Raw genomic sequence first — 24089 nt, 5'->3', positions numbered from 1 at the left:
CCACATTTTGGGGCGGCGCAACTTATAGGATCGGTGAAATCAAACGCGCCACGCGCATGCCCAGTTGTTGCAGGCGGCGGGTCTGGTGGCTTTCTTCCTGGCTGGTTTCGTGAGCCTGGGCGAAGTCATCCAGCAACATATGCTCCACTTCGCTGGCGAAGGCCTGGTCTACCGTCAGCAGCATCACTTCAAAATTCAGCCGGAATGAGCGGTTGTCCAGATTCGCACTGCCGATGGCGCTGATTTCGCTGTCCACCAGCACTACCTTCTGATGCAAAAAGCCGGGTATATAACGAAACACCCGCACGCCTGCGCGCACCGCTTCGATCGCATACAGGCTGGACGCGGCATAGACAATGCGGTGGTCAGCTCGCGAAGGCAGCAGCAGGCGTACATCCACCCCACGCAACACGGCGAGCCTCAATGCGGCGAATACGGCTTCATCCGGAACGAAGTAGGGGCTGGTGATCCACACGCGCTCGGTCGCTGCGTGAATGGCTTCGACGAAAAACAGCGAGCAGGTTTCGTACGCGTCAGCCGGGCCACTGGCCAGCAACTGGCAGAGCACACCGTCATCGGCATAGGTGTCGGGCAAGATCAACGGCGGCAGTTCCCGTGCTGCCCAGAACCAGTCTTCTGCGAACGACTCTTGCAAGCAGGCCACCACCGGGCCGCTGACTTGCACGTGGGTGTCGCGCCACGGTGCCAGTGGCGGTTTCTTGCCCATGTATTCGTCGCCCACATTGTGCCCGCCCACAAACCCGGTAACGCCGTCCACCACGACAATCTTGCGGTGATTGCGAAAGTTGACCTGAAAGCGGTTGAGCCATCCGCTGCGGGTGGCAAAGGCCTTGATCTGCACCCCGGATTCACGCAGGGATTGCACATAGCGATGGGGCAGGGAGTGGCTGCCGACGCGGTCATACAGGACGTAAATGGCTACACCCTGGGCGGCTTTTTCCTTGAGCAAATCTGCCAGTTGGCGCCCGAGCTGGTCGTCATGGATGATAAAAAACTGCATCAGCACAGCTGTCTTTGCCGAGCGGACCGCCTCGAAGATCGCGCTGAACGTGGCGTCGCCATTTACCAGCAAGCGCACCTGATTGTTCGCCAGGCACGGCATGCGCCCCAGCTTGGGCATGGCGCGCAGCGACGCGTAGGCACGAGAGTTGCGGGCGGTCAGGGCTTCTTCGACCCAGGGCCGCCAGTTCAATTCGGTAATTGCCTTGTGCATTTCCTGATTGGCCTGGCGACGGGCCTGGATATAGGCGTCGAACGTGCTGCGACCAAAGATCAGGTAGGGAATCAACGTCAGGTAAGGCATGAACATCAACGACAGTGCCCAGGCAATCGAGCCTTGAGCGGTCCTGACGGTCAGCACCGCATGGATGGCGGCAAGGGAACCGAGAAAATGCAGGGTTGCGATCAGGTAGCCAAGCAGGTGCGGGCCAAAAAAATCCATGGACGACGTTACTCCTGACAATCCAATGCCTAACAGACCATGTTCGGCGACGAATGTCGCTATTTTATTCGCCGTGCAACACTGGCAGCTTTACGGCGTCTAACGCCGACAATTACCCAGGAGTTACCCGATGAATGCTCGTCTGCTTGGTTTGGCCATGGTTGTTGGTCTGGCGCTGCCTGTGGCGGCACAGGCGCAGATGTTGGCGCCGGGGTTGTGGGAGTTGACTACCAGCAACATGAAAGTCGATAACCAGAACTTGCCGGACCTGTCGCTGATTCTCGGGCAATTGAAACAACAGATGACCCCGGAACAGCGCGCGATGCTGGAAAAGCAAGGCATCACCATGGCCGGCAAAGGTGTCCAGGTCTGCCTGACACCGGCCCAGGTGGCGTCTGATTCGATCCCCTTGACCGACCCGCAATCGGGTTGCAAACAGGAAGTGACGGATAAGACCGGCAACCAGTGGAAGTTCCGCTTCAGTTGCCCGAAAGCCCAGGGCACCGGGGTGGCGACCTTCCAGAGTCAGAAGGTCTTCACCACAACGGTCAACGGTACCTTCAATGCCACGGGCGTCCAGCAGAACGGCAGCCTGGATACGCATGCCCAATGGCTGGGCAGCGATTGCGGAGCCGTCAAGCCAAGAGCCTGATAGCAGTTGCCCTACACAGGAACATCGTAGATCAACGCTGAAAGTGCAGAGGCAGGCCTTGGCAACTGTCCTGCACTTGCCCCTCATGCCAAGCCAAACAGCCGGAAACCAGCGTCGTACTGACGCTATGGCGAAAGCTGCGCTCGACGAACGGTGTCCAGCCGCAACGGCCGAGGATCGGCTGGCTGCTCACCGGCTTGCCGTGGGGCTCGGGTTTGATCAGCACCAGATCGGCCCAATAACCTTCGCGCAGATAACCACGGTCGCGGATGGCGAACAGGTCTGCAACCCGGTGGCTGGTCTTGGCAACCAGGGTTGTCAGGGGCAGCAAGCCGTCGGCCACCAATTCCAGCAGCGCCGGCAGCGCGTGTTGTACCAACGGCAGACCGGAAGGCGCCTGGCGATAGGGCAGCTGTTTTTGGGCCCAGGTGTGGGGTGCATGGTCAGTGCCGATCACATCCAGGACGTTACTCAGCAAAGCCTGGCGTAGCGCGTCACGATCAGCGCGGGTCTTGATCGCCGGATTGCATTTGATCTGGTGGCCCAGGCGCGCGTAATCGCGATCATCGAACAGCAAGTGATGCAGGCAGACTTCAGCGGTGATGCGTTTTTGCGCCAGAGGTTTGTCCTCCAACAGCGCCAGTTCCCGAGCGCTGGTCAGGTGCAACACATGCAGGCGTGTGCCATGACGGCGGGCGAGTTCTACTGCCAGCGATGAAGATCGATAGCAGGCTTCGGCATCCCGGATCAGCGGGTGTGCGACGGCGGGGATGGCTTCGCCGAAGCGGTTGCTGAACCGTTGTTCGTTGGCCTGGATGCTCGGTGTGTGCTCACAGTGGGCCAGCAGGATGGTTGGCACTTGCGCGAACAGACGTTCCAGGACCCGGGGGTCGTCCACCAGCATATTGCCGGTGGATGCACCCATGAAGACTTTGACCCCGGCCACTTTCCGCGGGTCGAGCGCTGCGACGATGTCGAGGTTATCGTTGCTCACACCGAAGTGGAAACCATAGTTGGCTGCCGAGTACCGAGCGGCCCGGGCCTTTTTGTCGGCCAGGGCCTCAAGGGTCAATGTCGCTGGCTGGGTATTGGGCATATCCATGAAACTGGTGATTCCGCCGGCCACCGCTGCGCGGGATTCGCTGTAGAGGCTTCCTTTGTCCGGCGCACCGGGTTCCCGGAAATGCACTTGGTCGTCGATCATCCCTGGCAGCAACCACTGGCCTTGGGCGTCGATCTCGATGGGGGCGTTTTGCCCCTCTATGCTGGGGGCGATTTTTTCGATGCGGCCGTTGGCGACCAGCAGGTCGGCGTCGAATTCCTGACCTTCATTGACCAGGCGGGCGTTGCGAATAAGCAGGCTATTCATGCTCAGAACTCGTTTTGCAGGGCTTTGTAGCCGCGCACCAGGTCGACGTTGGTGCGGGCCACATCTTCGGAAAACTCCGAGGCGCTGACGCTCACAGGCGGATAGAGCGACAGGTCGGTGTTGGGACCAATGCGTGTGGTCGAAGGTACGTAGAATGCCGCGGGCAGGTCGCGGCCATCCACGACCGAGTTGTGTCGCACCACGCAGCCATCGCCCACCACGCAATTGAACAGCACGCTGTTGAAACCGATAAAGACGCGATCGCCGACAGTACATGGACCGTGGACGATGGAGCGGTGGGCGATGGAGGTGAACTCACCGATAGTCACCGCCGCACCGGATTTTGAATGAATCACCACGCCGTCCTGAATATTGGAATTGGCGCCGATGGTGATGGGATCCATGTCGCCATTGGCGTCGACCTCGTCGGCGCGGATTACGGCGTAGGGGCCGACAAACACGTTCTCGCCAATGACGACTTTGCCGCAAATGATCGCGGTTTTATCGACATAGGCCGACTCGGCAATCACTGGCAGATCGCCGGAAGGGTTCTTGCGGATCATGCGGCGGGCTCCTTGAGGGGGGCGGTGATGATATGAATCTGGTCGTTTTCGATGGCGTTGTAGAAGCAGCTCGGGCGCCCGGTATGGCAGGCCGGACCCTGCTGGTCGACGATCAACAACACGGCATCGCCGTCGCAATCGAGGCGGGCTTCTATCAACCGTTGCCGGTGACCGGAGCTTTCGCCCTTGCGCCAGAGCTGTTTGCGCGAGCGTGACCAGTAGCAGACTTGCCGGGTAGCCAGGGTCTCGTCGAGGGCCTGGCGATTCATCCAGGCCAGCATCAAGACCTCACCGCTACCGTGCTGCTGAGCGATGGCCGCTATCAGGCCTGCGCTGTTCCACGCCAGGGCATCGAGTATCGGATCGAGGGGAAAACAGGCGCCCAGGGCGGCCGCTTCCAGATCGAGCATCGTCAGCGTCATGGCTGGCTCAAGGCGTCGTACAAGGTGTTGAGGTTGTACTCGAACAACCCAGTGAAGGTGCTTGCCGGACCTTCGGCTGACAGGGCATCCGAATACAAAGTGCCGCCGATCCGCGCGCCGCTTTCGTGCGCAATCTGCTTGAGCAGGCGTGAATCCTTGATGTTCTCGATAAATACCGCTTTGACTTTGTCCTTGCGGATCTGCGTGATCAGCGCAGCCACTTCGGCGGCCGACGGTTCGCGCTCGGTGGACAGGCCTTGCGGCGCAATGAAGTCGATACCGTAGGCCTGGCCCAGATAACCGAAAGCATCATGGGACGTGACAATACGGTGGTTGCCGGGCGGCAGTGAGCTGAATTTGGCATTGGCCTCGGCCAGCAAGCGGTAGATCTGTTTCAGGTAGGTCTCGCTGTTGCGCAGGTAATCGGCCTGGTTGGCGGGGTCGGCGGCCACCAGTGCCTTGGTGATGTTGTTTACGTAGATTTCGGCATTCGCCAGGTTGTGCCAGGCGTGCGGGTCGGGAATGGTATCGCCGTCTTCTTCCAGGGTTCGGGCAATGACGCCTTTGCTGGCGGTGACGAGCGTGCCCCGGGTTTCGGTGCTGGTGACCAGACGCTCCAGCCACGGCTCGAAACCGAGGCCGTTCTTGATGATGAGACGCGCCTTGAGCAGTGACTTGGCATCGTCAGGAGATGGTTCATAGGTATGTGCATCAGCGTCCGGCCCGACCATATTGCTGATCTGGATATGGTCGCCGCCGACCTGTTGGGTAATGTCGGCCAGGATGCTGAAGCTGGTCACCACTTGCAGCTTATCGGCGGCCTGGGCCGGCATGAACGATAGCGGCAGTAACACACTGAACAGCACTAGGAAAGTGCGCATCGGGAAACACCTCATTGGGATGTAAGCAAGGGTGGGCGGCGCAGCAAGCCATGCACCGGGCCGAGAACTACAGACAGCAGATACCCACTGCCAGCCACCAGCACGATCGCCGGGCCGCTGGGCAGCGAGTAGTAGAACGACAACAACAAACCCAGCCATACCGACAGGCATCCCATCACCGCCGATATGGCGATCAATGCAGGCAGGCGCCGGCTCCAGAAGCGGGACGCGGCTGCTGGCAGCATCATCAGGCCGACCACCATCAACGCTCCGATGGCCTGGAAACCGATGACTAGATTCAATACAACCAGGGTCAGGAACAAACCGTGTGCCAGGGGGCCGAGCCGGCTGACGGTTTGCAGGAAGAGTGGGTCGAGGGTGTCCAGCAGCAGCGGTTTGTAGATCAATGCCATGGCCAACAGGCTGACACCGCAAACCCAAAGCATTCCCGTCAGAGTCGGCCCGTCTACTGCCAGCGCCGAGCCGAACAACAGATGCAGCAGGTCCAGGCGTTTGCCGGCCATGCCCAGGATGAGCACGCCGAGTGCCAGGGAAATCGGATAGATCGCGGCCAGGCTGGCATCTTCACGCAGGCCGGTCCGGCGGGTGATCCAGGCGGCGAGGCCGGCCATGCTCAGGCCGGCGCCGAGGCCGCCAAGGGTCAACGCCGGCAGGCTCAGGCCAGCAAACCAGAAGCCCAGCGCAGCGCCGGGCAGAATGCCATGCGCTACGGCATCGCCGATCAGGCTCATGCGTCGCAGGATCAAGAACACCCCCAGCGGCGCAGTGCTGCAGGCCAGCACCAGGCCACCCAGCAGGGCGCGGCGCATGAAGACAAAATCGTGGAAGGGCATCCAGAGGTGGGCCGCAAACTGCATCATGCGACCCGCATCTGAGGTTGCTGGAGGATCAACTCTTTACTGGGCGCCAGCACGCAGCCGCTGCTTTTTATCTGCAATACCTGGGGCAGATGTTGGCGCACGGCGGCCAAGTCATGGCAGACCACGACCAGGGTTCGCCCCTCGGCATGCCAGGTGTGGATGTGTTTCCACAACAGGTCTTGACCCCCTTCATCAAGGGCGGCGTGGGGTTCGTCCAGCAGCAATACCGGCGCCTCGGTCAGGCTGAGACGAGCGAGCAGGGCACGTTGCAATTCGCCCCCGGACAGCGCCATCAAGGGCCGTTGCTCCAGGCCGTCCAGGCACCAGGCTTGCAATGCTGCGTGCAGGCGCTGGCGGCGCTGCTGAGGTGAATGTTGGCTACTCCAGAATCCTGCGGCCACCAACTCTTGCAGGGTGATGGGAAACTGGCGATCCAGAAATTGCTGTTGCGGCAGGAACGACAGGCCGCCGCGCCGCGAAACCTCCAGCGTGACGGTTCCGGCCAAGGGCTTTTGCAACCCGGCGATAACTTTCAACAGGCTGCTTTTACCCGAGCCGTTGGCGCCGATAACACCGGTGAGACTGCCTTTGCCCAACTCAATATCGACAGCAGGTGTCAGCGGTTGGCCTGGGGCACCCCAGCGCAACTGCGTGCAACTGATCATAGGGCTGCTCTCGTCCAGCGGCTTTCGGCCACGGCATCATGTGCGTGCAGGCTTTCGGCATGGATGACTTTAAGGTGAAAGGCGCTGACCGCATCTGAACGTTTCAGTGCGAAATTCAAACGGCGAGCGGCGTCTTCACAAAACATCAGGTTCTGACCGTTGGCCAGGGCGAAGGCCTGTTCGTCGGCACGTTTTACGGCGGTTTGCACGGCTGTGCCGAGGGCAGCTTCGGCATCGTTGATCAAGTCTGCCAGCGGCAGCGTGGGCTGCCGGTTGTTCAGATGAATATGTAGCTGGGCGCTGCTGCGCTGGCTATGCGGCGTGGCCACGATGCCTTTTGCACTGCCGAGCCACGTCAGGACATCGGCGTGGTGCAACGGGGTGTTGGCAAAATCCTCGACAAATTGCTGCTGAATCAACTGTCGAGCGAGGGCAGCGGAGCAAGGGCAGGTGGAGGAGTAAAGTACGTCGATTTTTAGTTCCACGTGGAACATCTGGTTTTCCAGGCGGGCTTCGATACTGATCGGGTAGCTCTTCCAACCGGATAAAGGGCTCACCAGTGCGGGACGCTTAAGCAGCAGATCGGCGTGGATCCGCAAGTAGGCGTTGCTCGACAAGCCTGTGTGGCTATCAAGGAAGCGCTGCAATACCCGCCGCAGAAGAGCGGGACGCAAATCGTCCTGCTCAAGCATTTCCAGCGCCAGGTACAAGCGCGACATGTGAATACCTCGCGCCTCGCCATCGTCTAGAGACACGCCTGCATCGATCTTTGCGTTCAGGTGCTGGCCGTCGATCAGGATGGGCAGTGCAATGCCGCACATGCCCACCCAGTCGAGCGGCAAGGCTTGGCGTGAAGCCTGCGCGGCGATATCTGGCAGAGTCAGCGCGTTCATGAGCGGGTCCATCGTTGAAAATAGAAGTACATGTTATATTATAACAATTCAATCGACGATTATTTTCTGCGGTGTATTCCATGCACAGACGCCAACTTCTCAACCTGTTGCTGGCCAGCGCGGTGTTCACGTTACCTTTCGGGGCTTGTGCAACACAGATTCGCAATGCTCGCTTGTGGCGTTCCGAGGACAAACTGCGGCTGGTGTTGGATCTCAGCGGGCCGGTGAGTTACAAAACCTTCTCCCTGAGCGCGCCCGAGCGATTGATCATCGATTTGAACGGCGCGGTTCTGAGCGGTGATCTCGGCCAACTGGCGCTGGCCAACAGCGGCATTACCTCCATTCGTACTGGCCACCTGGGCAAGAGCGACACACGGATCGTGCTGGATCTTGCCGCGCCGATGCAGCTCAACAGCTTTCTTTTGCCGCCCCAGGAACGGCAAGGACATCGATTGGTACTGGATCTGACCAGCGTCGCACAGGCGCCGGTGTCGATCGCCAAGCCAAGCGCGCCGGTGGACCGGGCGCATCCCCGGCGCGACATCATTGTTGTGGTCGATCCCGGCCACGGCGGCAAAGACCCGGGCGCTGTCGGGGCCAAGGGTGAGCGAGAAAAGGACGTGGTGCTGTCTATCGCGCAACTGCTGGCCAAGCGGTTGAAGCGCGAGAAAGGCTTTGATGTGAAATTGGTACGCAATGCTGATTTCTTCGTGCCGTTGCGCAAGCGTGTGGAGATTGCCCGCAAGCACAGCGCCGACATGTTTATTTCAATACACGCCGATGCAGCGCCCAGGCTGACTGCCTCCGGCGCCTCGGTGTATGCCTTGTCCGAAGGCGGTGCGACCTCGGCGACTGCGCGTTTCATGGCGCAACGGGAAAACGGCGCTGACTTGCTCGGCGCCACCAGCTTGCTGAGTCTCGCGGATAAAGACCCGATGCTCGCTGGAGTAATTCTCGATATGTCGATGAACGCTACCATCGCTGCCAGCCTGCAACTGGGCAACACCGTTCTCGGTAGCCTGGCGGGCATTACCACATTGCATCAAAAACGCGTGGAGCAGGCTGGATTCGCCGTGCTCAAGTCACCGGACGTGCCGTCAATCCTGGTGGAAACCGGGTTCATCTCCAACGCCCGCGACAGCCAGCGGCTCGTCACTGCCCGCCATCAGAAGGCAGTAGCGGATGGATTGTTTGAAGGCTTGCAGCGCTACTTTCAGAACAATCCGCCGATCAACAGCTACATGGCCTGGGTCCAGGAACAGAAGAAAGCCCAGGCCTAACAGCCGGAGAGACGGTTGCAAGTGAACTTGGCCCTGGCGCCTGCGGAGCTTGAAAACCGGTTGATCGTGGTCCAACCCACCCGCCGCGTATAGCCGACCCACGCTTCACCATCGCTGGCCAGCCCGGTGAAGAATGTCAGTTGCCCGTAGCGGCTGTTGGTCTGGGCCCAGTAGCGTTTGCCCACCACTTCGAACCCCCGCAAATACGTGATGTTGCCAAGCGTTGCGACGCTGTAGGCATTGCCCTGGGCATCAACACAAGCCAGCAGGTTGGCGCTGCGCGTGCAGTTGGCCAACGGACTGGGCATTTGGGCGCTGGCCTGGGTCGCAGCTATCAGCAACAGGCAGCACAACAGGTATTTCATGGGGTTTTCCGCAGTATTGAAGGGCCTCAGCATTGCGCCCTTCGTCGTGACGAGCAAGAGGAAGTTGGCTTGTTTGCACTGTTATACTATAACATCAAAGTACAGCCGAACCGTGAACCTGCCCCGATGACCGAACAAGACCTCCTCGCCCAATCGCCCGCCGATTACATGAATGAAGCCCAGCAAGGTTTTTTCCGCGAGCTGTTGCTAGCCCAACGCTACGACCTGCAAGCGCGAATCGAAACCCAATTCATGGTGCTGCGCGAACAAGAACCCAGCAGCGACCCGGCCGATGTTGGCAGCGCCGAAGAACAGCGTCAGTGGCAACTGCGCTTGCTGGAGCGGGAAAAAAAGCTCCTGGACAAAATCGACGAAGCCCTGGAGCACCTGGCGCGCGGTGAATACGGCTGGTGCCGCGAGACCGGCGAAGCCATCGGCCTCAATCGTCTGCTGCTGCGGCCCACCGCCACGCTGTGCATCGAAGCCAAAGAACGTGAAGAGCTGCGCGAACGCCACCAACGGGCGATTTGACCGGCCAACCTGATGAGGAAAACCTGATGACCGAGCGTCTCCCCGTTACCGTGCTGTCCGGATTTCTCGGCGCCGGTAAAAGCACACTGCTCAACTACGTCCTGCGTAACCGCGACAACCTGCGGGTGGCGGTGATCGTCAACGACATGAGCGAAATCAACATCGATGGCGGTGAAGTCCAGCGGGACGTCACCCTCAATCGCTCGGAAGAAAAACTGGTGGAGATGAGCAACGGCTGCATTTGCTGCACCTTGCGCGAAGACTTGCTCGTTGAAGTCGGAAAACTCGCCAGGGACGGTCGGTTCGATTACCTGTTGATCGAGTCCACCGGTATCTCCGAACCGCTGCCGGTGGCTGAAACCTTCACCTTTCGCGATGAAGATGGCCAGAGCCTGGCGGACATCGCGCGCCTGGACACCATGGTCACCGTTGTCGACGGCATGAACTTCCTGCTCGACTACCAGGCTGCTGAAAGCCTGGCCTCCAGAGGCGAAACCCTCGGTGAAGACGACGAACGCTCCATTACGGATTTGCTGATCGAACAGATCGAGTTTGCCGACGTGATCCTGATCAGCAAGATTGATCTGATCAGCAGCCGCGAGCGCGAGGAACTGGTGGCTATCCTGGAGCGCCTCAATTCCCAGGCACGCATTATCCCGATGGTGATGGGCGAAGTGCCGTTGGCTGAAATCCTCAACACCGGGCGCTTCGACTTTGACCGCGCGGCCCAGGCGCCGGGCTGGTTGCAGGAATTGCGCGGCGAACATGTGCCGGAAACCGAAGAGTACGGCATCGCGTCCACGGCCTATCGGGCCCGTCGCCCGTTCCACCCCCAGCGCTTCTTCGACTTTATCGATCGCCCCTGGACCAACGGCAAACTGCTGCGCTCCAAAGGTTTCTTCTGGCTGGCCAGCAAGCATCAGGACGCTGGCAGTTGGTCCCAGGCAGGTGGCCTGATGCGCCATGGCTTCGCCGGGCGCTGGTGGCGCTTCGTGCCAAAGAGCCAGTGGCCGCAAGACGAGGAAAACGTTGCAGCGATCATGAAGAATTGGACGCCGTCCACCGGCGACTGCCGCCAGGAATTGGTGTTTATCGGGCAGAACATCGATTTCACCCAACTGACGGCACAACTCGATGCATGCCTGCTGAATGATGATGAAATGGCCGAGGGCGTCGAAGGCTGGCGCTTGCTGGCCGACCCTTTTGGCCCTTGGTATGAGGAGGTCGCCGCCTGATGTTGGCTCCCGTCATTCAACTACGCCCAGTCATTCGCCAGACCCGGGGCGACACGCCGCTGGCACTCGCCGAGATTCTGGATAACGGGGTGAACCTGGCACTGTGGCAGCGCCAGTTACCGCTGCACATCGCCGAATTTGGCGCCTTGCTGGCGTCGCTGGACGAGCCTTTGGCCGAGTCGCTGGTGCTGGAGTTGGACGCGGAAGATGCTGAGCCGAATCTGCAAGGGTTGGCTGGCGGCTTCCGGGATCTTGAGGGGTATGAAGGATTCGTCGCCGATGTGTCGTGGCTGGTCAGCGCTTTTGCGTGCCTGCTCGGCGCCAGGCGCATTGGCTTGCGGCTCAGGCTGCTGGATAAAGCCATGTGCCCGCGGTTTCACGTCGACCATGTGCCTGTGCGGCTGATTACGACCTATGCCGGTATCGGCAGCCAATGGTTGCGAGAGGGGGTAATGGACCGGCGCAGGTTGAGCCAGGCAGACGCTGAGCCCGTAGAGCATATCGAGCAAATCCACTGTGGTGAGGTCGCTTTGCTCAAGGGTGAGAAGTGGCACGGCAATGAAGGCTTTGGCTTGATTCACCGCTCGCCAGCGCTGGCGGCCAATGAACGACGGCTGATTCTGACGCTGGATTGGTTGGCATAACCGCGTAGGATCAAGCCTCTCTACACGGTCCGAATATATTCCTTATGCTGCAGAACATTCCCACCCACGTGATTGCCGGGCCATTGGGCGCCGGCAAGACCAGCCTGATCCAGCATTTGCTCGCCCAACGCCCGGCCAACGAGCGTTGGGCGGTGTTGATCAATGAGTTCGGGCAGATTGGCCTGGATGCTGCGCTGCTGACCCGCGATGACGACGGTATTGCCCTGGGTGAGGTGGCAGGAGGTTGCCTGTGTTGTGTGAATGGCGCTCCCTTTCAGGTAGGACTGGGGCGATTGTTGCGTAAGGCCAAGCCGGACCGATTGTTTATCGAACCTTCAGGCCTGGGGCACCCGGCACAATTGCTCCAGCAATTGCGCCATGCACCCTGGCAAGGCGTGCTGGCGGTGCAGCCGTGTGTGCTGGTACTGGATGCCCAGGCGCTGGCGGCGGGCAGGTCGTTGCCTGTTGCTCAGCGTGAGGCCCTGGCCAGTGCAGGCATGCTGGTGTTGAACAAGGCAGAAGGGCTGGACGCCACGCAGCGCAACACTATTGAAGAGCAATTACCCGCGTGCCCACGCTACTGGACGTGCCGCGGGCACTTGCCCTTGGCGCAGCTTCCAGGGGTGAGCGTTTTGCCGGGGGCAGCTGTGGATAACTTCGACGTGCCTGCAGGGCCGATCTCGATGCCGGCCATCTGGAGCGATCCGTTGCTGCCGATCTGTCTGCATCAGGCGCAGCAAGGCAGTTGGAGCATTGGTTGGCGTTGGCATCCAAGCCAACAGTTCGATCCGAACAGGTTGCAGCAATGCCTGGCATCCCTGGATTGGCGACGCGCAAAATTGGTTATCCACAGCGTGGATGGCTGGATCTCAGCTAATGCTGTGGATAACGCGGCGCTCAATTGGCAACTCAGCGAATGGCGCCGGGACTCGCGTATCGAGCTGATTTTCGACCAGGCACAGGATGTTGCCGTGTTGCAGAACGCCTTGGCTGAGTGCCGTCAATGACGACTTTTGTTGTGTTCCTGGCGCCATTGGCTTAATTCAATCACTTCCGCGCTGGGTGGCGGTGTCTTGATCTCGAACGGGTAGGGTGCCAGTTCAATCTGCGCACTGTGGGCGCCGAACTGGGTGATGGTGCCAGGGTGACGGGCTTCGCCGGTCACGGTGAATTCAAAGTTGTAGATCCGCGCCAGCCGCCGCCGACCATTGGCATCTTTCACAAAACCGATACGCTTCAGGGCCACTGCGCCGTCGAGCAGTTCGATGTCGAGCTTGGCGCAATGCTGCTTGACCCGTTCCAGCGCACGCTCGCGCAGGCCGTGGTTGTGCCACACCCAGGCAGCGGCCGCTGCGAGCAGCATCAACACAAAGATATTTCCCAGGGTCAGCATTCGATGAGCTCCAACAAAGTATGCGCAGCTTAACTGCGACGCTGGTCTGTCGTACAGGCTGCGTTTAGTCGCATACTGCGCGGCCAGAAATCAACGGTTCTACGGAAGTCCCCTGCATGAAACGTACACCTCATCTGCTTGCGATCCAGTCTCATGTGGTCTTCGGCCATGCCGGAAACAGCGCCGCCGTGTTCCCCATGCAGCGGATCGGGGTGAATGTCTGGCCACTGAATACAGTGCAGTTCTCCAACCACACCCAGTATGGCCAATGGACGGGCGATGTGTTGGCGCCGCAGCAAATTCCAGCGCTGGTCGAAGGTATCGCGGCGATTGGTGAGTTGGGCAACTGTGACGCGGTGTTGTCGGGGTACCTGGGCAGTGCGGCCCAGGGGCGGGCGATTCTTACGGGAGTGGCGCGCATCAAGGCGGTCAACCCGAAGGCGCTGTACCTTTGCGATCCGGTAATGGGTCATCCGGAAAAAGGCTGCATCGTGCCGCAGGACGTCAGTGATTTCCTGTTGGACGAAGCCGCGGCCATGGCCGACTTTTTATGCCCTAACCAACTGGAGCTGAACAGCTTCAGCGGGCGTAAACCGCAATCGCTGCTCGATTGCCTGGGAATGGCGCGGGCCTTGCTGGCACGCGGGCCCAAAGCGGTGCTGGTCAAGCACCTGGACTACCCAGGCAAGCCGGCGGAAGGGTTCGAGATGTTGTTGGTGACCGTCGAAGGCAGTTGGCATCTGCGTCGGCCGTTGCTGGCATTTCCTCGTCAACCGGTAGGTGTGGGTGACCTCACATCGGGCCTGTTTCTGGCGCGAGTGCTTCTGGGAGACAGCCTGCTGGCCGCCTTCGAGTTTACTGCGGCGGCCGTGCATGAAGTGCTGCTGGAAACCCAGGCCTGCGCCAGCTACGAGTTGGAACTGGTGCGGGCCCAGGATCGGATCGCCCATCCGCGCGTGCGGTTCGAAGCCAGCGCGATAGGCCTTTAAGGCGCGTCGGCCTTGATTTCCCGGTAGCGTTTTTCCAGTTCCTGGCGAATCTGCCGACGTTGTTGCGCTTGTACGAACCGGCGTCGATCTTCGCTGTTCTGCGGCTGCAGTGGTGGAACAGCGGCTGGTTTGCGGTCGTCGTCTACGGCGACCATGGTGAAGAAACAGCTATTGGTATGGCGCACGGAGCGCTCGCGGATGTTTTCGGTGACCACCTTGATCCCTACTTCCATCGATGTGTTGCCGGTGTAGTTGACCGACGCCAGGAACGTCACCAGCTCACCGACATGGATCGGCTCGCGGAAAATCACCTGATCTACCGACAACGTTACGACGTACCGGCCGGCGTAACGGCTTGCGCAGGCGTAGGCTACTTCGTCGAGGTACTTGAGCAGCGTGCCGCCATGGACATTGCCTGAGAAGTTGGCCATATCAGGGGTCATCAATACCGTCATCGACAGCTGGGCGTTTCCGGGTTCCATAGCACACTCACGGTTGTAGGCATTGGTTGGGAGGCACCTCTGCGGGTGCTGGAATCTTTGCAGTGTTAACCGGACGCTGAGACACGGCTGGTCGTCACGCGCGCAGCGATCTGTTTCTATATATTGCACCGGCTTTCTGCCGGAAGTCGCGGTGTTAACCTTCGAAAGCCCTTCTCAGGGCTTTTCTTACGATCAAGGCAGACTTTTCCTTCCGCTCTTTGCGATCGTCTTCGTGCGCGAATGGAAGTGGGAAAAGCCCCGGCACCTCAAGGAGCTCCTCGCCATGCACGCCATCAGTTTTATCCAGGACTTGGCCGTGATCATGCTGGTAGCAGGGGTCGTCACCATCCTGTTTCATCGCCTCAAGCAGCCGGTGGTCCTGGGCTACATCGTTGCCGGGTTCATCATCGGCCCATATACCCCGCCATTCGGCCTGATCCACGACGAAGAAACCATCAAGATCCTGGCCGAACTGGGGGTGATCTTCCTGATGTTCTGCCTGGGCCTGGAGTTCAGCCTGCGCAAGCTGTTCAAGGTCGGCGCCACCGCTTTTATCGCGGCCTTTCTGGAAATCATCCTGATGATCTGGATTGGCTACGAGATCGGTCAGTGGTTCGACTGGAATACCATGGACTCGCTGTTCCTCGGCGCGATCCTGGCGATTTCCTCCACCACCATCATCGTCAAGGCGCTCAACGACTTGAGGATGAAAGACCAACGTTTTGCGCAGCTGATCTTTGGCGTGCTGATTGTTGAAGACATCCTTGGCATAGGCATCATTGCGCTGCTGTCGAGCATCGCTGTCAGCGGCACCGTCAGCTCCGGTGAAGTGTTTTCCACGGTCGGTAAATTGTCGTTATTCATGATCGTTGCCCTCGTCATCGGCATCTTGCTGGTGCCTCGACTGCTGGCTTATGTGGCCAGGTTTGAAAGCAACGAGATGCTGCTGATCACCGTGTTGGGCTTGTGTTTCGGTTTCTGCCTGCTGGTGGTGAAGCTGGAGTACAGCATGGTCCTGGGAGCATTCCTGATCGGCGCGATCATGGCTGAGTCTCGGCAGTTGCTGAAAATCGAGCGCTTGATCGAACCGGTTCGCGATATGTTCAGTGCAATCTTCTTCGTTGCTATCGGCTTGATGCTCGACCCGCAAATCCTGTTGCAGTACGCCTGGCCGATTGCAGTGATTACCGTGGCGGTGGTGTTGGGCAAGATGCTGTCTTGCGGTCTGGGCGCGTTCATTGCCGGTAACGATGGTCGTACCTCGTTGCGAGTGGGGATGGGGCTGTCACAAATTGGCGAGTTTTCGTTCATCATCGCGGCCCTGGGGATGACGCTGCAGGTCACCAGCGATTTTCTTTACCCGGTGGCGGTGGCCGTTTCGGTGATCACCACGCTGTTAACGCCCTATCTGATTCGCGGCGCGGATCCGCTGTCATTGAAGATTGCGGCGGTGGTGCCGCAACGTGTGAGTCGGGTGTTCGGCATGTATGGCGAATGGCTGCGCAGCATTCAGCCGCAGGGCGAAGGGGCGATGCTGGCGTCCATTATCCGCAAGATTATCCTGCAGGTGGGGGTGAATCTGGCGCTGGTGATCGCGATTTTCTTTGCCGGCAGCTTTTTCGCGGCGCGCATTGGCGGTTATCTGGAAGGCTGGATCAGTGATCCGGGTTGGCAGAAAGCGTTGATCTGGGGCGGGGCGCTGCTGCTGTCGCTGCCATTCCTTATCGCCGCGTACCGCAAGCTCAAGGCGTTGTCGATGCTGTTGGCGGAGATGAGCGTGAAGCCGGAAATGGCAGGGCGCCACACCCAGCGTGTGCGACGAGTGATCGCTGAACTGATCCCGATCCTCTCGCTGCTGGTGATCTTCCTGTTGTTGGCTGCCTTGTCGGCCAGTATCTTGCCGACCAACAAGCTGCTGGTGTTGATTGCAGTGGTCGCCGCCACCGTGTCTGCAGTGCTCTGGCGCTGGTTCATCCGCGTGCATACGCGAATGCAGGTGGCCTTGCTGGAAACCCTGGATAACCACAAGGACACGCCGCAGCATTGACCGCTGGTTGTCGGTGATGAGCGCAGATACCGTCTTGAAACTCGCCGAACAAGGGCAAGCCGCTATCGCGTAACACCTGTCGAGCCTTGGCGAGGCTGTGTCTGCGGTGTGTCAGACAGATTCTCGCCAAGGTTCTACAGCTGCTACGGACTGGCTTTGTTCGCTATAGAGACTCAGCTTTCCAGCCAGACGTCCCGCACCCAATGCCATACCGATTCCCAGGATTCTTCGGTCACCAGTTCCTCTTCGCCGGACCACAACACCACAGTGCCGTCTTCTTCAACGCAGTAGTAGTCGTCACCGTCCTGGCAAATCGGGATCAACTCGCGCGGTACGCCGATATCCCAGGCGGTCGCGGCGACTTCCGGCAGGTAGGTGTGAGAGCCGGGGTCGGTAATGGTCACTGGCTCCAGGCTGCCGTAGACCACATCACTGACGGTCAGCAGGAATTCCTTGAAGACAAACGGGATGTTGATGAACAGCTGTTCTTCGACTTCCACCAGTTGATCTTCGTCAGGCAGTTCCAGAGGAACCGGTACAGGTTCGTTGGCTTCACGCAATTGTTCGATAACTTCTTCCACGGCCGGGATCCTCTTGCTAGATGGCGCGGTTTATAGGGGCGTTTTATACAGTAGCTCGCTATAAGTGCAACCGTGAAATAGAAAACCCCGGACAAGTCCGGGGTTTTTTTTAGCAACTGCTCGACGCGCGTGGGGATCAGCCGTTCTGGCGGATACCGGCCACCAGCCAAGGCTGGTTGTCACCTTGCGGGCGTTCCATGTTCCAGCTTTCGCTGAACACTTCGCCCTGGTCGAAACGCGAGGTCTTCGACACGCCGCTGAATGTCAGGGTGGCGATGGTTTTGTCGGCACGGTCATCCACGCCTTCCAACTGTACGCGCAGATCGTCGATGTAGGTCGACTGGAACGCATCGCCCAGGTCAGCACGTTCGCGCTTGAGGAACTCCAGCAGTTGCGGGGTCACGAATTCGGCGATCTTGTCCATTTCATTGGCGTCCCAGTGTTGCTGCAGGGACTGGAAGTGGTTGCGGGCCGCTTCAACGAAACGCTCTTCGTTGAACCAGGCCGGTGCGTTGATCACCGGGCGCGCTGCAGCCGGGGCCGCCGAACCACCGAAGATCGAGCCCATGGCAGGCTTGTTCTCGAACGCTTCACGCTGCATTGGCGCGCCGGCTGGAGCCAGGTGCTCCTGCTGCTTGCGGCGACGGGCGGCGATAAAGCGGAAGATCACAAAGGCGATGACCGCCATGATCAGGATGTCGAAGATCTGCATGCCCTGGAAGCCGCCGCCCATGAACATGGACGCCAGCAGGCCGCCGGCAGCGATACCGGCCAGAGGGCCCAGCCAGCGCGAAGCACCGCCGGCCTTGGCAGCAGCGCCTGCGGCACCGGCCGCACCTGCGGTGGCGGCTGCACCGCCGGCACCGGCGGATGGCGCCATTTGGCTGGTTTGGTGGCTCGGCGCGGCGCCGGAGCTTTTACCGCCGCCAAAGCGTTTTGCGTTGGCGTCGAGGCTCATCGTCAGGCCGATGCACAACGCCATGGCGATGCTAAGAAAACGTTTCATAAAGGGAATTCCCATTTGTGGATTGCACGCGCGCCATGTTGCACAGGTGTAGTGACAGTGGCTAGCGACATAATGTTTCGGGCTTTTGCGTAAGACCCTATCCGAATGTTCTGTAGGACTATTTACAGATATTGGCCCGCCCCTTGTGAAAACAAGGGTAGGCCATCATCTGGGGCAATGTTTCAGATCGGTTCCAGCTTGGCGTAGCCCACCATCAGCCACTTGCTGCCTTCGGCGAAGTTCACCTGCACGCGGGCCTGGGCCCCGGCGCCTTCGAAGTTGAGGATCACGCCCTCACCGAAGATGGCATGCTTGACCTGCTGCCCCAGGCTGAATTGCGTCTCGGGAATTTCCGAGCCGGCGAACAGGCTGCTGTTGCTTTTCTGCTGGTTGCCGCCAAACGGACGGCTGACACTGTTGGAAAGCCGCACTTCCTGAATCAGTCCTTTCGGCACTTCCCGTACGAAGCGTGAGACCTTGTTGTAGGTCTCGCTGCCATATAACCGACGGGTTTCGGCGTACGTCATCACCAGGTTCTGCATGGCGCGGGTGATGCCGACGTAGGCCAGGCGCCGCTCTTCCTCAAGCCGGCCCGGTTCTTCCAGGCTCATCTTGTGTGGGAACAGGCCTTCTTCCATGCCCACCAGGAACACATAAGGGAATTCCAGGCCCTTGGCACTGTGCAGCGTCATCAGTTGCACGCTGTCTTCGTGCTCGTCGGCCTGGGTATCGCCGGCTTCCAGGGACGCATGGCCAAGGAACGCTGCCAGTGGTGACAGGTCGGCGTCTTCTTCACTGTTTTCGAAGGCGCGGGCGGCGCTGACCAGTTCCTCAAGGTTTTCTACCCGGGCCTGGCCTTTCTCGCCTTTTTCCGCTTCGTGATAAGCGATCAGTCCGGATTGCTCGATCACCGTCTGGGTCATCAGGTGCAGTGGCATTTCCAGGCATTTGGCGGCGAGGTTCTCGATCAGCTCGACAAATCCGCCCAAGGCGCCAGCGGCGCGTCCGGTCAGGCCTTTGTTGGCGATCAGCAGGCGCATCGCTTCCCACATCGATACATCGCTGTGGCGCGCATGTTCGCGGATCGCCTCGACGGTTTTCTCGCCGATGCCGCGCGCGGGCACGTTGATCACCCGCTCCAGCGCCGCATCGTTGCCACGACCTTCCAGCAAGCGCAGGTACGCCATGGCATTTTTGATTTCGGCACGTTCAAAGAATCGCTGGCCGCCATAGATGCGATACGGAATGCGCTCGCGCAGCAACGCCTCTTCCAGCACCCGCGATTGGGCGTTGGAGCGGTACAGAATGGCGATATCACTGCGCGACAGCCCGGTTTTCAGGGCGCTTTCGATGGTTTCCACTACGTAGCGCGCTTCATCGTGTTCGTTGAAAGCGGCATAAAGGTTGATCGACTCACCTTCACCGCCGTCGGTCCACAATTCTTTGCCCAGGCGTCCGGTGTTATTGGCGATCAAGGCGTTGGCGGCCTTGAGAATCCCGGCGGTGGAGCGATAGTTTTGCTCCAGTCGAATGGTCTCGGCGTCCGGGAAATCATCGGAGTACTGGTAGATGTTCTCGATCTTCGCACCGCGCCAGCCGTAGATCGACTGGTCGTCGTCACCCACCACCATCAGGCTATCGCCGCCCTTGGCCAACAGACGCAGCCAGGCGTACTGCACGGCGTTGGTGTCCTGGAATTCGTCCACCAGGATATGCCGGAAGCGTTTCTGGTAGTGCGCCAGCAGGCCTGGGTTGTCACGCCACAGGTCGAGGGCGCGCAACAGCAGTTCGGAGAAGTCGATGACGCCGGCGCGCTGGCAGGCGACTTCATAGGCTTCATAAATGCTGCGCATGGTGGCCAGGAACAGATCGCCACTGGCCTGGATATGTTGCGGGCGCAGGCCTTCGTCTTTCTGGCCGTTGATGAACCACTGTGCCTGACGCACCGGCCAGCGCTGTTCATCCAGGCCCAGTTCGCGGATTACCCGCTTGACCAGACGTTGCTGGTCATCGCTGTCGAGAATCTGGAAAGTCTGGCTCAGGCCTGCTTCCTGCCAGTGGGCCCGCAGCAAGCGATGTGCCAGGCCGTGGAAGGTGCCAACCCACATGCCGGCCGGGCTGATGCCCATCAACTGCTCGATGCGGTGGCGCATCTCGGCAGCGGCCTTGTTGGTGAACGTCACCGACAGGATGGAATGCGGGGACGCGTTTTCAACCTGGATCAACCAGGCGATACGGTGCACCAGCACTCGGGTTTTACCGGAACCAGCGCCGGCCAGGACCAACTGACGGCCAACGGGGGCCGCTACGGCCTGGCGTTGGGCATCGTTGAGGGAGTTCAGCAAAAGAGAGAGATCATCGCGCATCGGCGCATTCTAGGGTGCCGGGTGAAGGGGGGCAAATCCCAATGCCGGGTGGTCGTTGGAAAAACGCCGGAACAGCGTCCGGGCGGGCCACTGATCGTTGCCCCGCGATGACTGGCCAGTCATCGCGCGCAGCCCACGGCCTGTCTTGCTTGACCCTTCTGGCACAGGGGTTTGCGCCGGTTTATCCCGATAATTTTATGAGCTGTGGCAGTTTGGTCTGGCGGTTCGCTTGTGTATGCTCCGTCGACGTTGGGGCTCACCATTATAAGAACATTGCCTATGACTTTTAGCACTGACCCGCCAAGCCCTTCGGTGGCGCCTGCGCGGGTTATCCACAAACAGTACGCCATGGTATCGGCAGTCGCGCGCACATGCCTGCTGTACCAGGGCTCATCGCGCCCCTCTTTATTGATGCTGATTAACGGTTGGGCCTACGCATGCTCGCTTGACAGGTCAGCCGTTTGAGCCGGCGTGGATTGCTGCGCCGTTTCCAGAAGCAGGCGTTGATCGAGCATTTGCAGCAGGCCCGCCGGCACAGCGAGCAGTTGAACCAGAAGCTGATCCGTGAGGTCGAGCAGCGGCGCCAGGTTGAGCAGCAATTGCGCGAAGCCCAGGTCGAACTGCAAAGCTGTGTTGATCAGCGGGGCAAGGCGCTGGAGCAGCAGCGCCTGGCCTCGACAGTGTTCGAGGCTGCCAGTGAGGGCATTGTGATTCTTGATCCGGATTATGTGCTGATTGCTATCAACCAGGCCTTCAGCCGCGTCACCGGTTTTGATATCGACGACATGCTGGGGCGCAATGTCGTCGAATTGCCGTGTAGTCGCGATGCCCGGCGTCACTTCCCGCTGATTCGCCAGGCCTTGCTGCGTCACGGTACCTGGCAGGGCGAGCTGGTTGAGGCACGCAAGAATGGCGAGTTGTACCCGCAATGGCTGCAATTGAATGTAGTGCGTGATATGCGCGGAAAGGTCAGCCATATAGTGGGATTTTTCGCTGATCTGTCGGCTCGTCGTGAATCCGAAGAGCGAATGCGCTATCTCACGCATTACGATGAGTTGACCGGCCTGGCCAACCGTTCGCTGTTTCGCGAGCGCCTGCACGAGGCCCACCAGCGTGTGCGACAGGGCGGTCGTAGCCTGGCGTTGCTGCACATTAACCTGGACCGCTTCAAACTGCTGAATGACAGCCTCGGTCATGAGGTCGCGGACCAGTTGCTGCAAAAGATCGCCCGACGCTTGACCAACGCCCTGCCGGAAGCCGACACCATCGCGCGACTGTCCGGTGATGAGTTCGCGGTGCTGTTTGACGCATACGGCAACCTGTCCAGCCTGGCTCGAGTTGCGACACGCCTGCTTTCCAAGCTGCGTGTCCCGGTGACGGTGGAGGGGCATGAGTTGGTGGTGAGCGCCTCGATGGGCGTCAGTCTGTTGCCGGACAATGCGCGGGAAATTTCTGCGTTGGTGAGTCAAGCGAACATCGCCATGCAGCATGCCAAGCACTTGGGCGGTAACAACTTCCAGTTCTATACCGAGAGCCTGCAAGCCAGCACGCTTGAGCGTCTGCAGTTGGAAAACCAACTGCGCAAGGCGATTGATGAACAACAATTAAGCGTGTTCTACCAACCCAAGTTGTGCCTGGCCACGGGCAAGATGAATGCCGCCGAGGCGCTGGTGCGCTGGGACCACCCGCAATGGGGCAGTGTGCCGCCTGGCGAGTTCATTGGCCTGGCGGAAGAAACCGGGTTGATTATGCCGCTGGGCGAGTTTGTCCTGCGCCAAGCCTGTTGGCAGGCGTGCGAGTGGCAGCGACAAGGCTTGGAGCCGATCCGGGTGTCGGTCAACCTTTCGGTGCATCAGTTGCGCCAAGGCAAGCTGGTGAGCCTGGTGCGCCAGGTGTTGGAGGAAACCGGGCTGGCCCCGCAATACCTGGAGCTGGAACTGACCGAGAGCCAATTGCTCGACAGTGTCGAGCACATCATCACCACGTTCCAGCAACTGCGGGACCTGGGGGTAAAGCTGGCGATTGATGACTTTGGCACCGGCTACTCTTCTCTGAGTTATCTCAAGCGTATCCCCGTGGACTACGTGAAGATTGACCAGACCTTTATCCGGGGCCTGGGCGTGGGCCGCGAAGACCTGGCGATTACCCGTGCCATCATTGCCATGGCCCATGGGCTGGCGCTCAAGGTCGTGGCCGAGGGCGTGGAGGATCAGCAGCAACTGGATTTCCTGCGGGCCGAGCAGTGTGACGAGGTGCAGGGGTACTTGATCAGTCGGCCCATGGACGCCGAAGGATTCGCGGACCTGTTACGCAAAAATGCGGATTTTTCTTAGCAGGGCCGAGGCCGACTTCGGGGCTACATGGGGTCTGCCCGTTGATTCAGTGGGTCACGCAGGGATTTAGTGATGCATTGGGCGGGCAAACCAACAATTCTTGTAGTATAACTACAAGCTTGCTACATCCCTGGCGTCTGCCAATAACAAGAGTCCTGTCCTTTGAATCTGTTGCAACATATCGCCCAGTCGCGCCACCTGTTACGCAAATCGGAACTCAAGGTTGCCGATCACGTGCTGCTTGACCCTGCGGCCGTGATGCACAGTTCCATGGCAGACCTGGCCCACAGCGTGGGTATCAGTGAGCCGACCATCGTGCGCTTCTGTCGCGCCATCGGTTGCTCGGGCTTCCAGGACTTGAAACTGAAACTGGCCCAGAGCCTGGCGGCCGGCGCCAGTTTCGGGCAGTTCGCCATTCATGAAGACGATTCCGTCGCCGATTACAGCCTGAAAATTTTCGACACCACCCTGCACACCTTGATGGAAGTGCGGGAAAAGCTCGATCCGGTGGAATTGCAGAAAGCCGTGACAGCCATGTCCCAGGCCCAGCGCGTGGAGTTCTACGGCTTTGGAGCCTCCGGCGCAGTGGCGGCGGATGCCCAGCACAAATTCTTTCGCCTGCTGCTGACCGCCGCGGCCTACAGCGACCCGCATATGCAGGCGATGTCGGCGGTGACGTTGAAGCCGACAGACGTGGCGATTTGTATCTCCCAGTCCGGTCGCTCCAAGGACTTGCTGATCACCGCCAACCTGGTGCGTGAGAGTGGCGCCTCGCTGATTACCCTATGCCCGAGCCAGACGCCCTTGGCAGAGCTGTCGACTGTCAACCTGGCAATCGATGTCCATGAAGACACCGAGATCTATACCCCGCTGACTTCGCGTATTGCCCACCTGGTGGTGATCGACGTGTTGGCGATGGGGGTGGCGATGGCGCGCGGGCCGAGCTTGGTCAATCACCTCAAGAGCGTCAAGCGCAGCCTGCGTAGCCTGCGTCTGTCACCCAAGTCCGTCAAAGCCCTCGACGACTAAGCGCCGCAGCCAAAAAATGT

Annotated in this window: 23 protein-coding genes and 1 pseudogene; 10 read left to right on the top strand and 14 right to left on the bottom strand. The window is 59.7% G+C overall.

Annotation, left to right across the window (positions count from 1 at the left end):
* Window positions 1-22 precede the first annotated feature (22 nt).
* Window positions 23-1462 (bottom strand): cardiolipin synthase, encoded by a 1440-nt coding sequence (gene cls, locus OQ460_RS24790; protein WP_410019881.1) that lies wholly within the window; start codon window positions 1460-1462, stop codon window positions 23-25.
* Between the two features lie 130 nt (window positions 1463-1592).
* Here cls and OQ460_RS24785 point away from each other — a divergent pair, with 130 nt between their 5' ends.
* A complete protein-coding gene (locus OQ460_RS24785) occupies window positions 1593-2114 on the top strand; it encodes a DUF3617 domain-containing protein (RefSeq protein WP_410019880.1) in 522 nt (173 codons plus the stop codon).
* 31 nt (window positions 2115-2145) lie between these two features.
* On the opposite strand, the gene OQ460_RS24780 is transcribed toward OQ460_RS24785, so the two are convergent.
* From OQ460_RS24780 to folE2, 7 genes are read right to left on the bottom strand one after another with little or no spacing between them, the layout of a single operon-like run.
* The gene (locus OQ460_RS24780; protein WP_410019879.1) at window positions 2146-3483 is read right to left on the bottom strand and encodes a dihydroorotase; all 1338 of its coding nucleotides are present in this window, start codon (window positions 3481-3483) and stop codon (window positions 2146-2148) included.
* A 2-nt stretch (window positions 3484-3485) separates the two neighbouring features.
* Complete coding sequence (locus OQ460_RS24775) at window positions 3486-4046, bottom strand: DapH/DapD/GlmU-related protein (RefSeq protein ID WP_410019878.1); 561 nt, start codon at window positions 4044-4046, stop codon at window positions 3486-3488.
* Window positions 4043-4468, bottom strand: coding sequence for a phosphoribosyl-AMP cyclohydrolase (hisI, locus tag OQ460_RS24770; RefSeq protein WP_410019877.1), 426 nt, complete (start codon window positions 4466-4468; stop codon window positions 4043-4045). Before hisI ends, OQ460_RS24775 begins: the two co-directional genes overlap by 4 nt.
* Complete coding sequence (locus OQ460_RS24765; protein ID WP_410019876.1) at window positions 4465-5349, bottom strand: metal ABC transporter substrate-binding protein; 885 nt, start codon at window positions 5347-5349, stop codon at window positions 4465-4467. The genes hisI and OQ460_RS24765 overlap by 4 nt, the downstream gene beginning before the upstream one ends.
* Window positions 5350-5360: 11 nt before the next feature.
* The gene (locus OQ460_RS24760; protein WP_410022100.1) at window positions 5361-6227 is read right to left on the bottom strand and encodes a metal ABC transporter permease; all 867 of its coding nucleotides are present in this window, start codon (window positions 6225-6227) and stop codon (window positions 5361-5363) included.
* The gene (locus OQ460_RS24755) at window positions 6227-6895 is read right to left on the bottom strand and encodes a metal ABC transporter ATP-binding protein (protein WP_410019875.1); all 669 of its coding nucleotides are present in this window, start codon (window positions 6893-6895) and stop codon (window positions 6227-6229) included. Before OQ460_RS24755 ends, OQ460_RS24760 begins: the two co-directional genes overlap by 1 nt.
* Window positions 6892-7788: a GTP cyclohydrolase FolE2 gene (gene folE2 / locus OQ460_RS24750; RefSeq protein WP_410019874.1), complete on the bottom strand. Its 897-nt coding sequence runs from the start codon at window positions 7786-7788 to the stop codon at window positions 6892-6894. The genes OQ460_RS24755 and folE2 overlap by 4 nt, the downstream gene beginning before the upstream one ends.
* Before the next feature lie 80 nt (window positions 7789-7868).
* Here folE2 and OQ460_RS24745 point away from each other — a divergent pair, with 80 nt between their 5' ends.
* Complete coding sequence (locus tag OQ460_RS24745; RefSeq protein ID WP_410019873.1) at window positions 7869-9068, top strand: N-acetylmuramoyl-L-alanine amidase; 1200 nt, start codon at window positions 7869-7871, stop codon at window positions 9066-9068.
* On the opposite strand, the gene OQ460_RS24740 is transcribed toward OQ460_RS24745, so the two are convergent.
* A complete protein-coding gene (locus OQ460_RS24740) occupies window positions 9065-9433 on the bottom strand; it encodes a glutamine synthetase (RefSeq protein WP_410019872.1) in 369 nt (122 codons plus the stop codon). The two genes, OQ460_RS24745 and OQ460_RS24740, sit on opposite strands and share 4 nt — an antisense overlap.
* A gap of 126 nt (window positions 9434-9559) precedes the next feature.
* Here OQ460_RS24740 and dksA point away from each other — a divergent pair, with 126 nt between their 5' ends.
* From dksA to OQ460_RS24720, 4 genes are read left to right on the top strand one after another with little or no spacing between them, the layout of a single operon-like run.
* A complete protein-coding gene (gene dksA, locus OQ460_RS24735; protein ID WP_410022099.1) occupies window positions 9560-9964 on the top strand; it encodes an RNA polymerase-binding protein DksA in 405 nt (134 codons plus the stop codon).
* 26 nt (window positions 9965-9990) lie between these two features.
* Window positions 9991-11199: a zinc metallochaperone GTPase ZigA gene (zigA, locus tag OQ460_RS24730; RefSeq protein ID WP_410019871.1), complete on the top strand. Its 1209-nt coding sequence runs from the start codon at window positions 9991-9993 to the stop codon at window positions 11197-11199.
* Complete coding sequence (locus OQ460_RS24725; RefSeq protein WP_410019870.1) at window positions 11199-11843, top strand: DUF1826 domain-containing protein; 645 nt, start codon at window positions 11199-11201, stop codon at window positions 11841-11843. The genes zigA and OQ460_RS24725 overlap by 1 nt, the downstream gene beginning before the upstream one ends.
* A gap of 44 nt (window positions 11844-11887) precedes the next feature.
* Window positions 11888-12850: a CobW family GTP-binding protein gene (locus OQ460_RS24720; RefSeq protein WP_410019869.1), complete on the top strand. Its 963-nt coding sequence runs from the start codon at window positions 11888-11890 to the stop codon at window positions 12848-12850.
* Here the strand turns inward: OQ460_RS24720 and OQ460_RS24715 are convergent.
* Entirely contained in the window at window positions 12844-13236 is a 393-nt protein-coding gene (locus tag OQ460_RS24715) for a DUF3301 domain-containing protein (RefSeq protein WP_410019868.1), read from the bottom strand. The genes OQ460_RS24720 and OQ460_RS24715 overlap by 7 nt on opposite strands.
* A gap of 116 nt (window positions 13237-13352) precedes the next feature.
* Here OQ460_RS24715 and pdxY point away from each other — a divergent pair, with 116 nt between their 5' ends.
* Window positions 13353-14225, top strand: coding sequence for a pyridoxal kinase PdxY (gene pdxY, locus OQ460_RS24710; protein WP_410019867.1), 873 nt, complete (start codon window positions 13353-13355; stop codon window positions 14223-14225).
* Here the strand turns inward: pdxY and OQ460_RS24705 are convergent.
* Window positions 14222-14707, bottom strand: a complete 486-nt coding sequence (locus tag OQ460_RS24705) for an acyl-CoA thioesterase (RefSeq protein WP_410019866.1) — start codon at window positions 14705-14707, stop codon at window positions 14222-14224. The two genes, pdxY and OQ460_RS24705, sit on opposite strands and share 4 nt — an antisense overlap.
* Window positions 14708-14990: 283 nt before the next feature.
* Here OQ460_RS24705 and OQ460_RS24700 point away from each other — a divergent pair, with 283 nt between their 5' ends.
* The gene (locus OQ460_RS24700) at window positions 14991-16754 is read left to right on the top strand and encodes a cation:proton antiporter (protein ID WP_410019865.1); all 1764 of its coding nucleotides are present in this window, start codon (window positions 14991-14993) and stop codon (window positions 16752-16754) included.
* A 173-nt stretch (window positions 16755-16927) separates the two neighbouring features.
* Here OQ460_RS24700 and OQ460_RS24695 read toward each other — a convergent pair whose 3' ends face one another.
* The 3 genes from OQ460_RS24695 to uvrD all read right to left on the bottom strand — a co-directional run bounded on the left by OQ460_RS24695 (window position 16928) and on the right by uvrD (window position 20707).
* Window positions 16928-17335, bottom strand: a complete 408-nt coding sequence (locus OQ460_RS24695) for an SMI1/KNR4 family protein (protein WP_410019864.1) — start codon at window positions 17333-17335, stop codon at window positions 16928-16930.
* A 136-nt stretch (window positions 17336-17471) separates the two neighbouring features.
* On the bottom strand, window positions 17472-18341 hold the full coding sequence (locus OQ460_RS24690) for a Tim44 domain-containing protein (protein WP_410019863.1): 870 nt from the start codon (window positions 18339-18341) through the stop codon (window positions 17472-17474).
* A 182-nt stretch (window positions 18342-18523) separates the two neighbouring features.
* The gene (gene uvrD, locus OQ460_RS24685) at window positions 18524-20707 is read right to left on the bottom strand and encodes a DNA helicase II (RefSeq protein WP_410019862.1); all 2184 of its coding nucleotides are present in this window, start codon (window positions 20705-20707) and stop codon (window positions 18524-18526) included.
* 449 nt (window positions 20708-21156) lie between these two features.
* On the opposite strand from uvrD, the pseudogene OQ460_RS24680 reads away from it, so the two are divergent.
* A pseudogene (locus OQ460_RS24680) lies at window positions 21157-23040 on the top strand (putative bifunctional diguanylate cyclase/phosphodiesterase); the annotation flags it as partial.
* A gap of 162 nt (window positions 23041-23202) precedes the next feature.
* The gene (gene hexR, locus OQ460_RS24675) at window positions 23203-24069 is read left to right on the top strand and encodes a transcriptional regulator HexR (RefSeq protein ID WP_003177007.1); all 867 of its coding nucleotides are present in this window, start codon (window positions 23203-23205) and stop codon (window positions 24067-24069) included.
* The last annotated feature ends 20 nt before the right edge of the window (window positions 24070-24089 follow it).

Origin of the sequence: Pseudomonas imrae (assembly GCF_046352735.2) — a bacterium.
Classification (GTDB): domain Bacteria; phylum Pseudomonadota; class Gammaproteobacteria; order Pseudomonadales; family Pseudomonadaceae; genus Aquipseudomonas; species Aquipseudomonas imrae.
Note: the sequence above shows the minus strand (reverse complement) of the source record. Positions and strands in the feature narration are given on the sequence as shown.

Bases quoted from the DNA above. Each gene is read 5' to 3' on its own strand.
- cls (WP_410019881.1), bottom strand. From the start codon at position 1,462: ATGGATTTTTTTGGCCCGCACCTGCTTGGCTACCTGATCGCAACCCTG.
- OQ460_RS24785 (WP_410019880.1), top strand. From the start codon at position 1,593: ATGAATGCTCGTCTGCTTGGTTTGGCCATGGTTGTTGGTCTGGCGCTG.
- OQ460_RS24780 (WP_410019879.1), bottom strand. From the start codon at position 3,483: ATGAATAGCCTGCTTATTCGCAACGCCCGCCTGGTCAATGAAGGTCAG.
- OQ460_RS24775 (WP_410019878.1), bottom strand. From the start codon at position 4,046: ATGATCCGCAAGAACCCTTCCGGCGATCTGCCAGTGATTGCCGAGTCG.
- hisI (WP_410019877.1), bottom strand. From the start codon at position 4,468: ATGACGCTGACGATGCTCGATCTGGAAGCGGCCGCCCTGGGCGCCTGT.
- OQ460_RS24765 (WP_410019876.1), bottom strand. From the start codon at position 5,349: ATGCGCACTTTCCTAGTGCTGTTCAGTGTGTTACTGCCGCTATCGTTC.
- OQ460_RS24760 (WP_410022100.1), bottom strand. From the start codon at position 6,227: ATGCAGTTTGCGGCCCACCTCTGGATGCCCTTCCACGATTTTGTCTTC.
- OQ460_RS24755 (WP_410019875.1), bottom strand. From the start codon at position 6,895: ATGATCAGTTGCACGCAGTTGCGCTGGGGTGCCCCAGGCCAACCGCTG.
- folE2 (WP_410019874.1), bottom strand. From the start codon at position 7,788: ATGAACGCGCTGACTCTGCCAGATATCGCCGCGCAGGCTTCACGCCAA.
- OQ460_RS24745 (WP_410019873.1), top strand. From the start codon at position 7,869: ATGCACAGACGCCAACTTCTCAACCTGTTGCTGGCCAGCGCGGTGTTC.
- OQ460_RS24740 (WP_410019872.1), bottom strand. From the start codon at position 9,433: ATGAAATACCTGTTGTGCTGCCTGTTGCTGATAGCTGCGACCCAGGCC.
- dksA (WP_410022099.1), top strand. From the start codon at position 9,560: ATGACCGAACAAGACCTCCTCGCCCAATCGCCCGCCGATTACATGAAT.
- zigA (WP_410019871.1), top strand. From the start codon at position 9,991: ATGACCGAGCGTCTCCCCGTTACCGTGCTGTCCGGATTTCTCGGCGCC.
- OQ460_RS24725 (WP_410019870.1), top strand. From the start codon at position 11,199: ATGTTGGCTCCCGTCATTCAACTACGCCCAGTCATTCGCCAGACCCGG.
- OQ460_RS24720 (WP_410019869.1), top strand. From the start codon at position 11,888: ATGCTGCAGAACATTCCCACCCACGTGATTGCCGGGCCATTGGGCGCC.
- OQ460_RS24715 (WP_410019868.1), bottom strand. From the start codon at position 13,236: ATGCTGACCCTGGGAAATATCTTTGTGTTGATGCTGCTCGCAGCGGCC.
- pdxY (WP_410019867.1), top strand. From the start codon at position 13,353: ATGAAACGTACACCTCATCTGCTTGCGATCCAGTCTCATGTGGTCTTC.
- OQ460_RS24705 (WP_410019866.1), bottom strand. From the start codon at position 14,707: ATGGAACCCGGAAACGCCCAGCTGTCGATGACGGTATTGATGACCCCT.
- OQ460_RS24700 (WP_410019865.1), top strand. From the start codon at position 14,991: ATGCACGCCATCAGTTTTATCCAGGACTTGGCCGTGATCATGCTGGTA.
- OQ460_RS24690 (WP_410019863.1), bottom strand. From the start codon at position 18,341: ATGAAACGTTTTCTTAGCATCGCCATGGCGTTGTGCATCGGCCTGACG.
- uvrD (WP_410019862.1), bottom strand. From the start codon at position 20,707: ATGCGCGATGATCTCTCTCTTTTGCTGAACTCCCTCAACGATGCCCAA.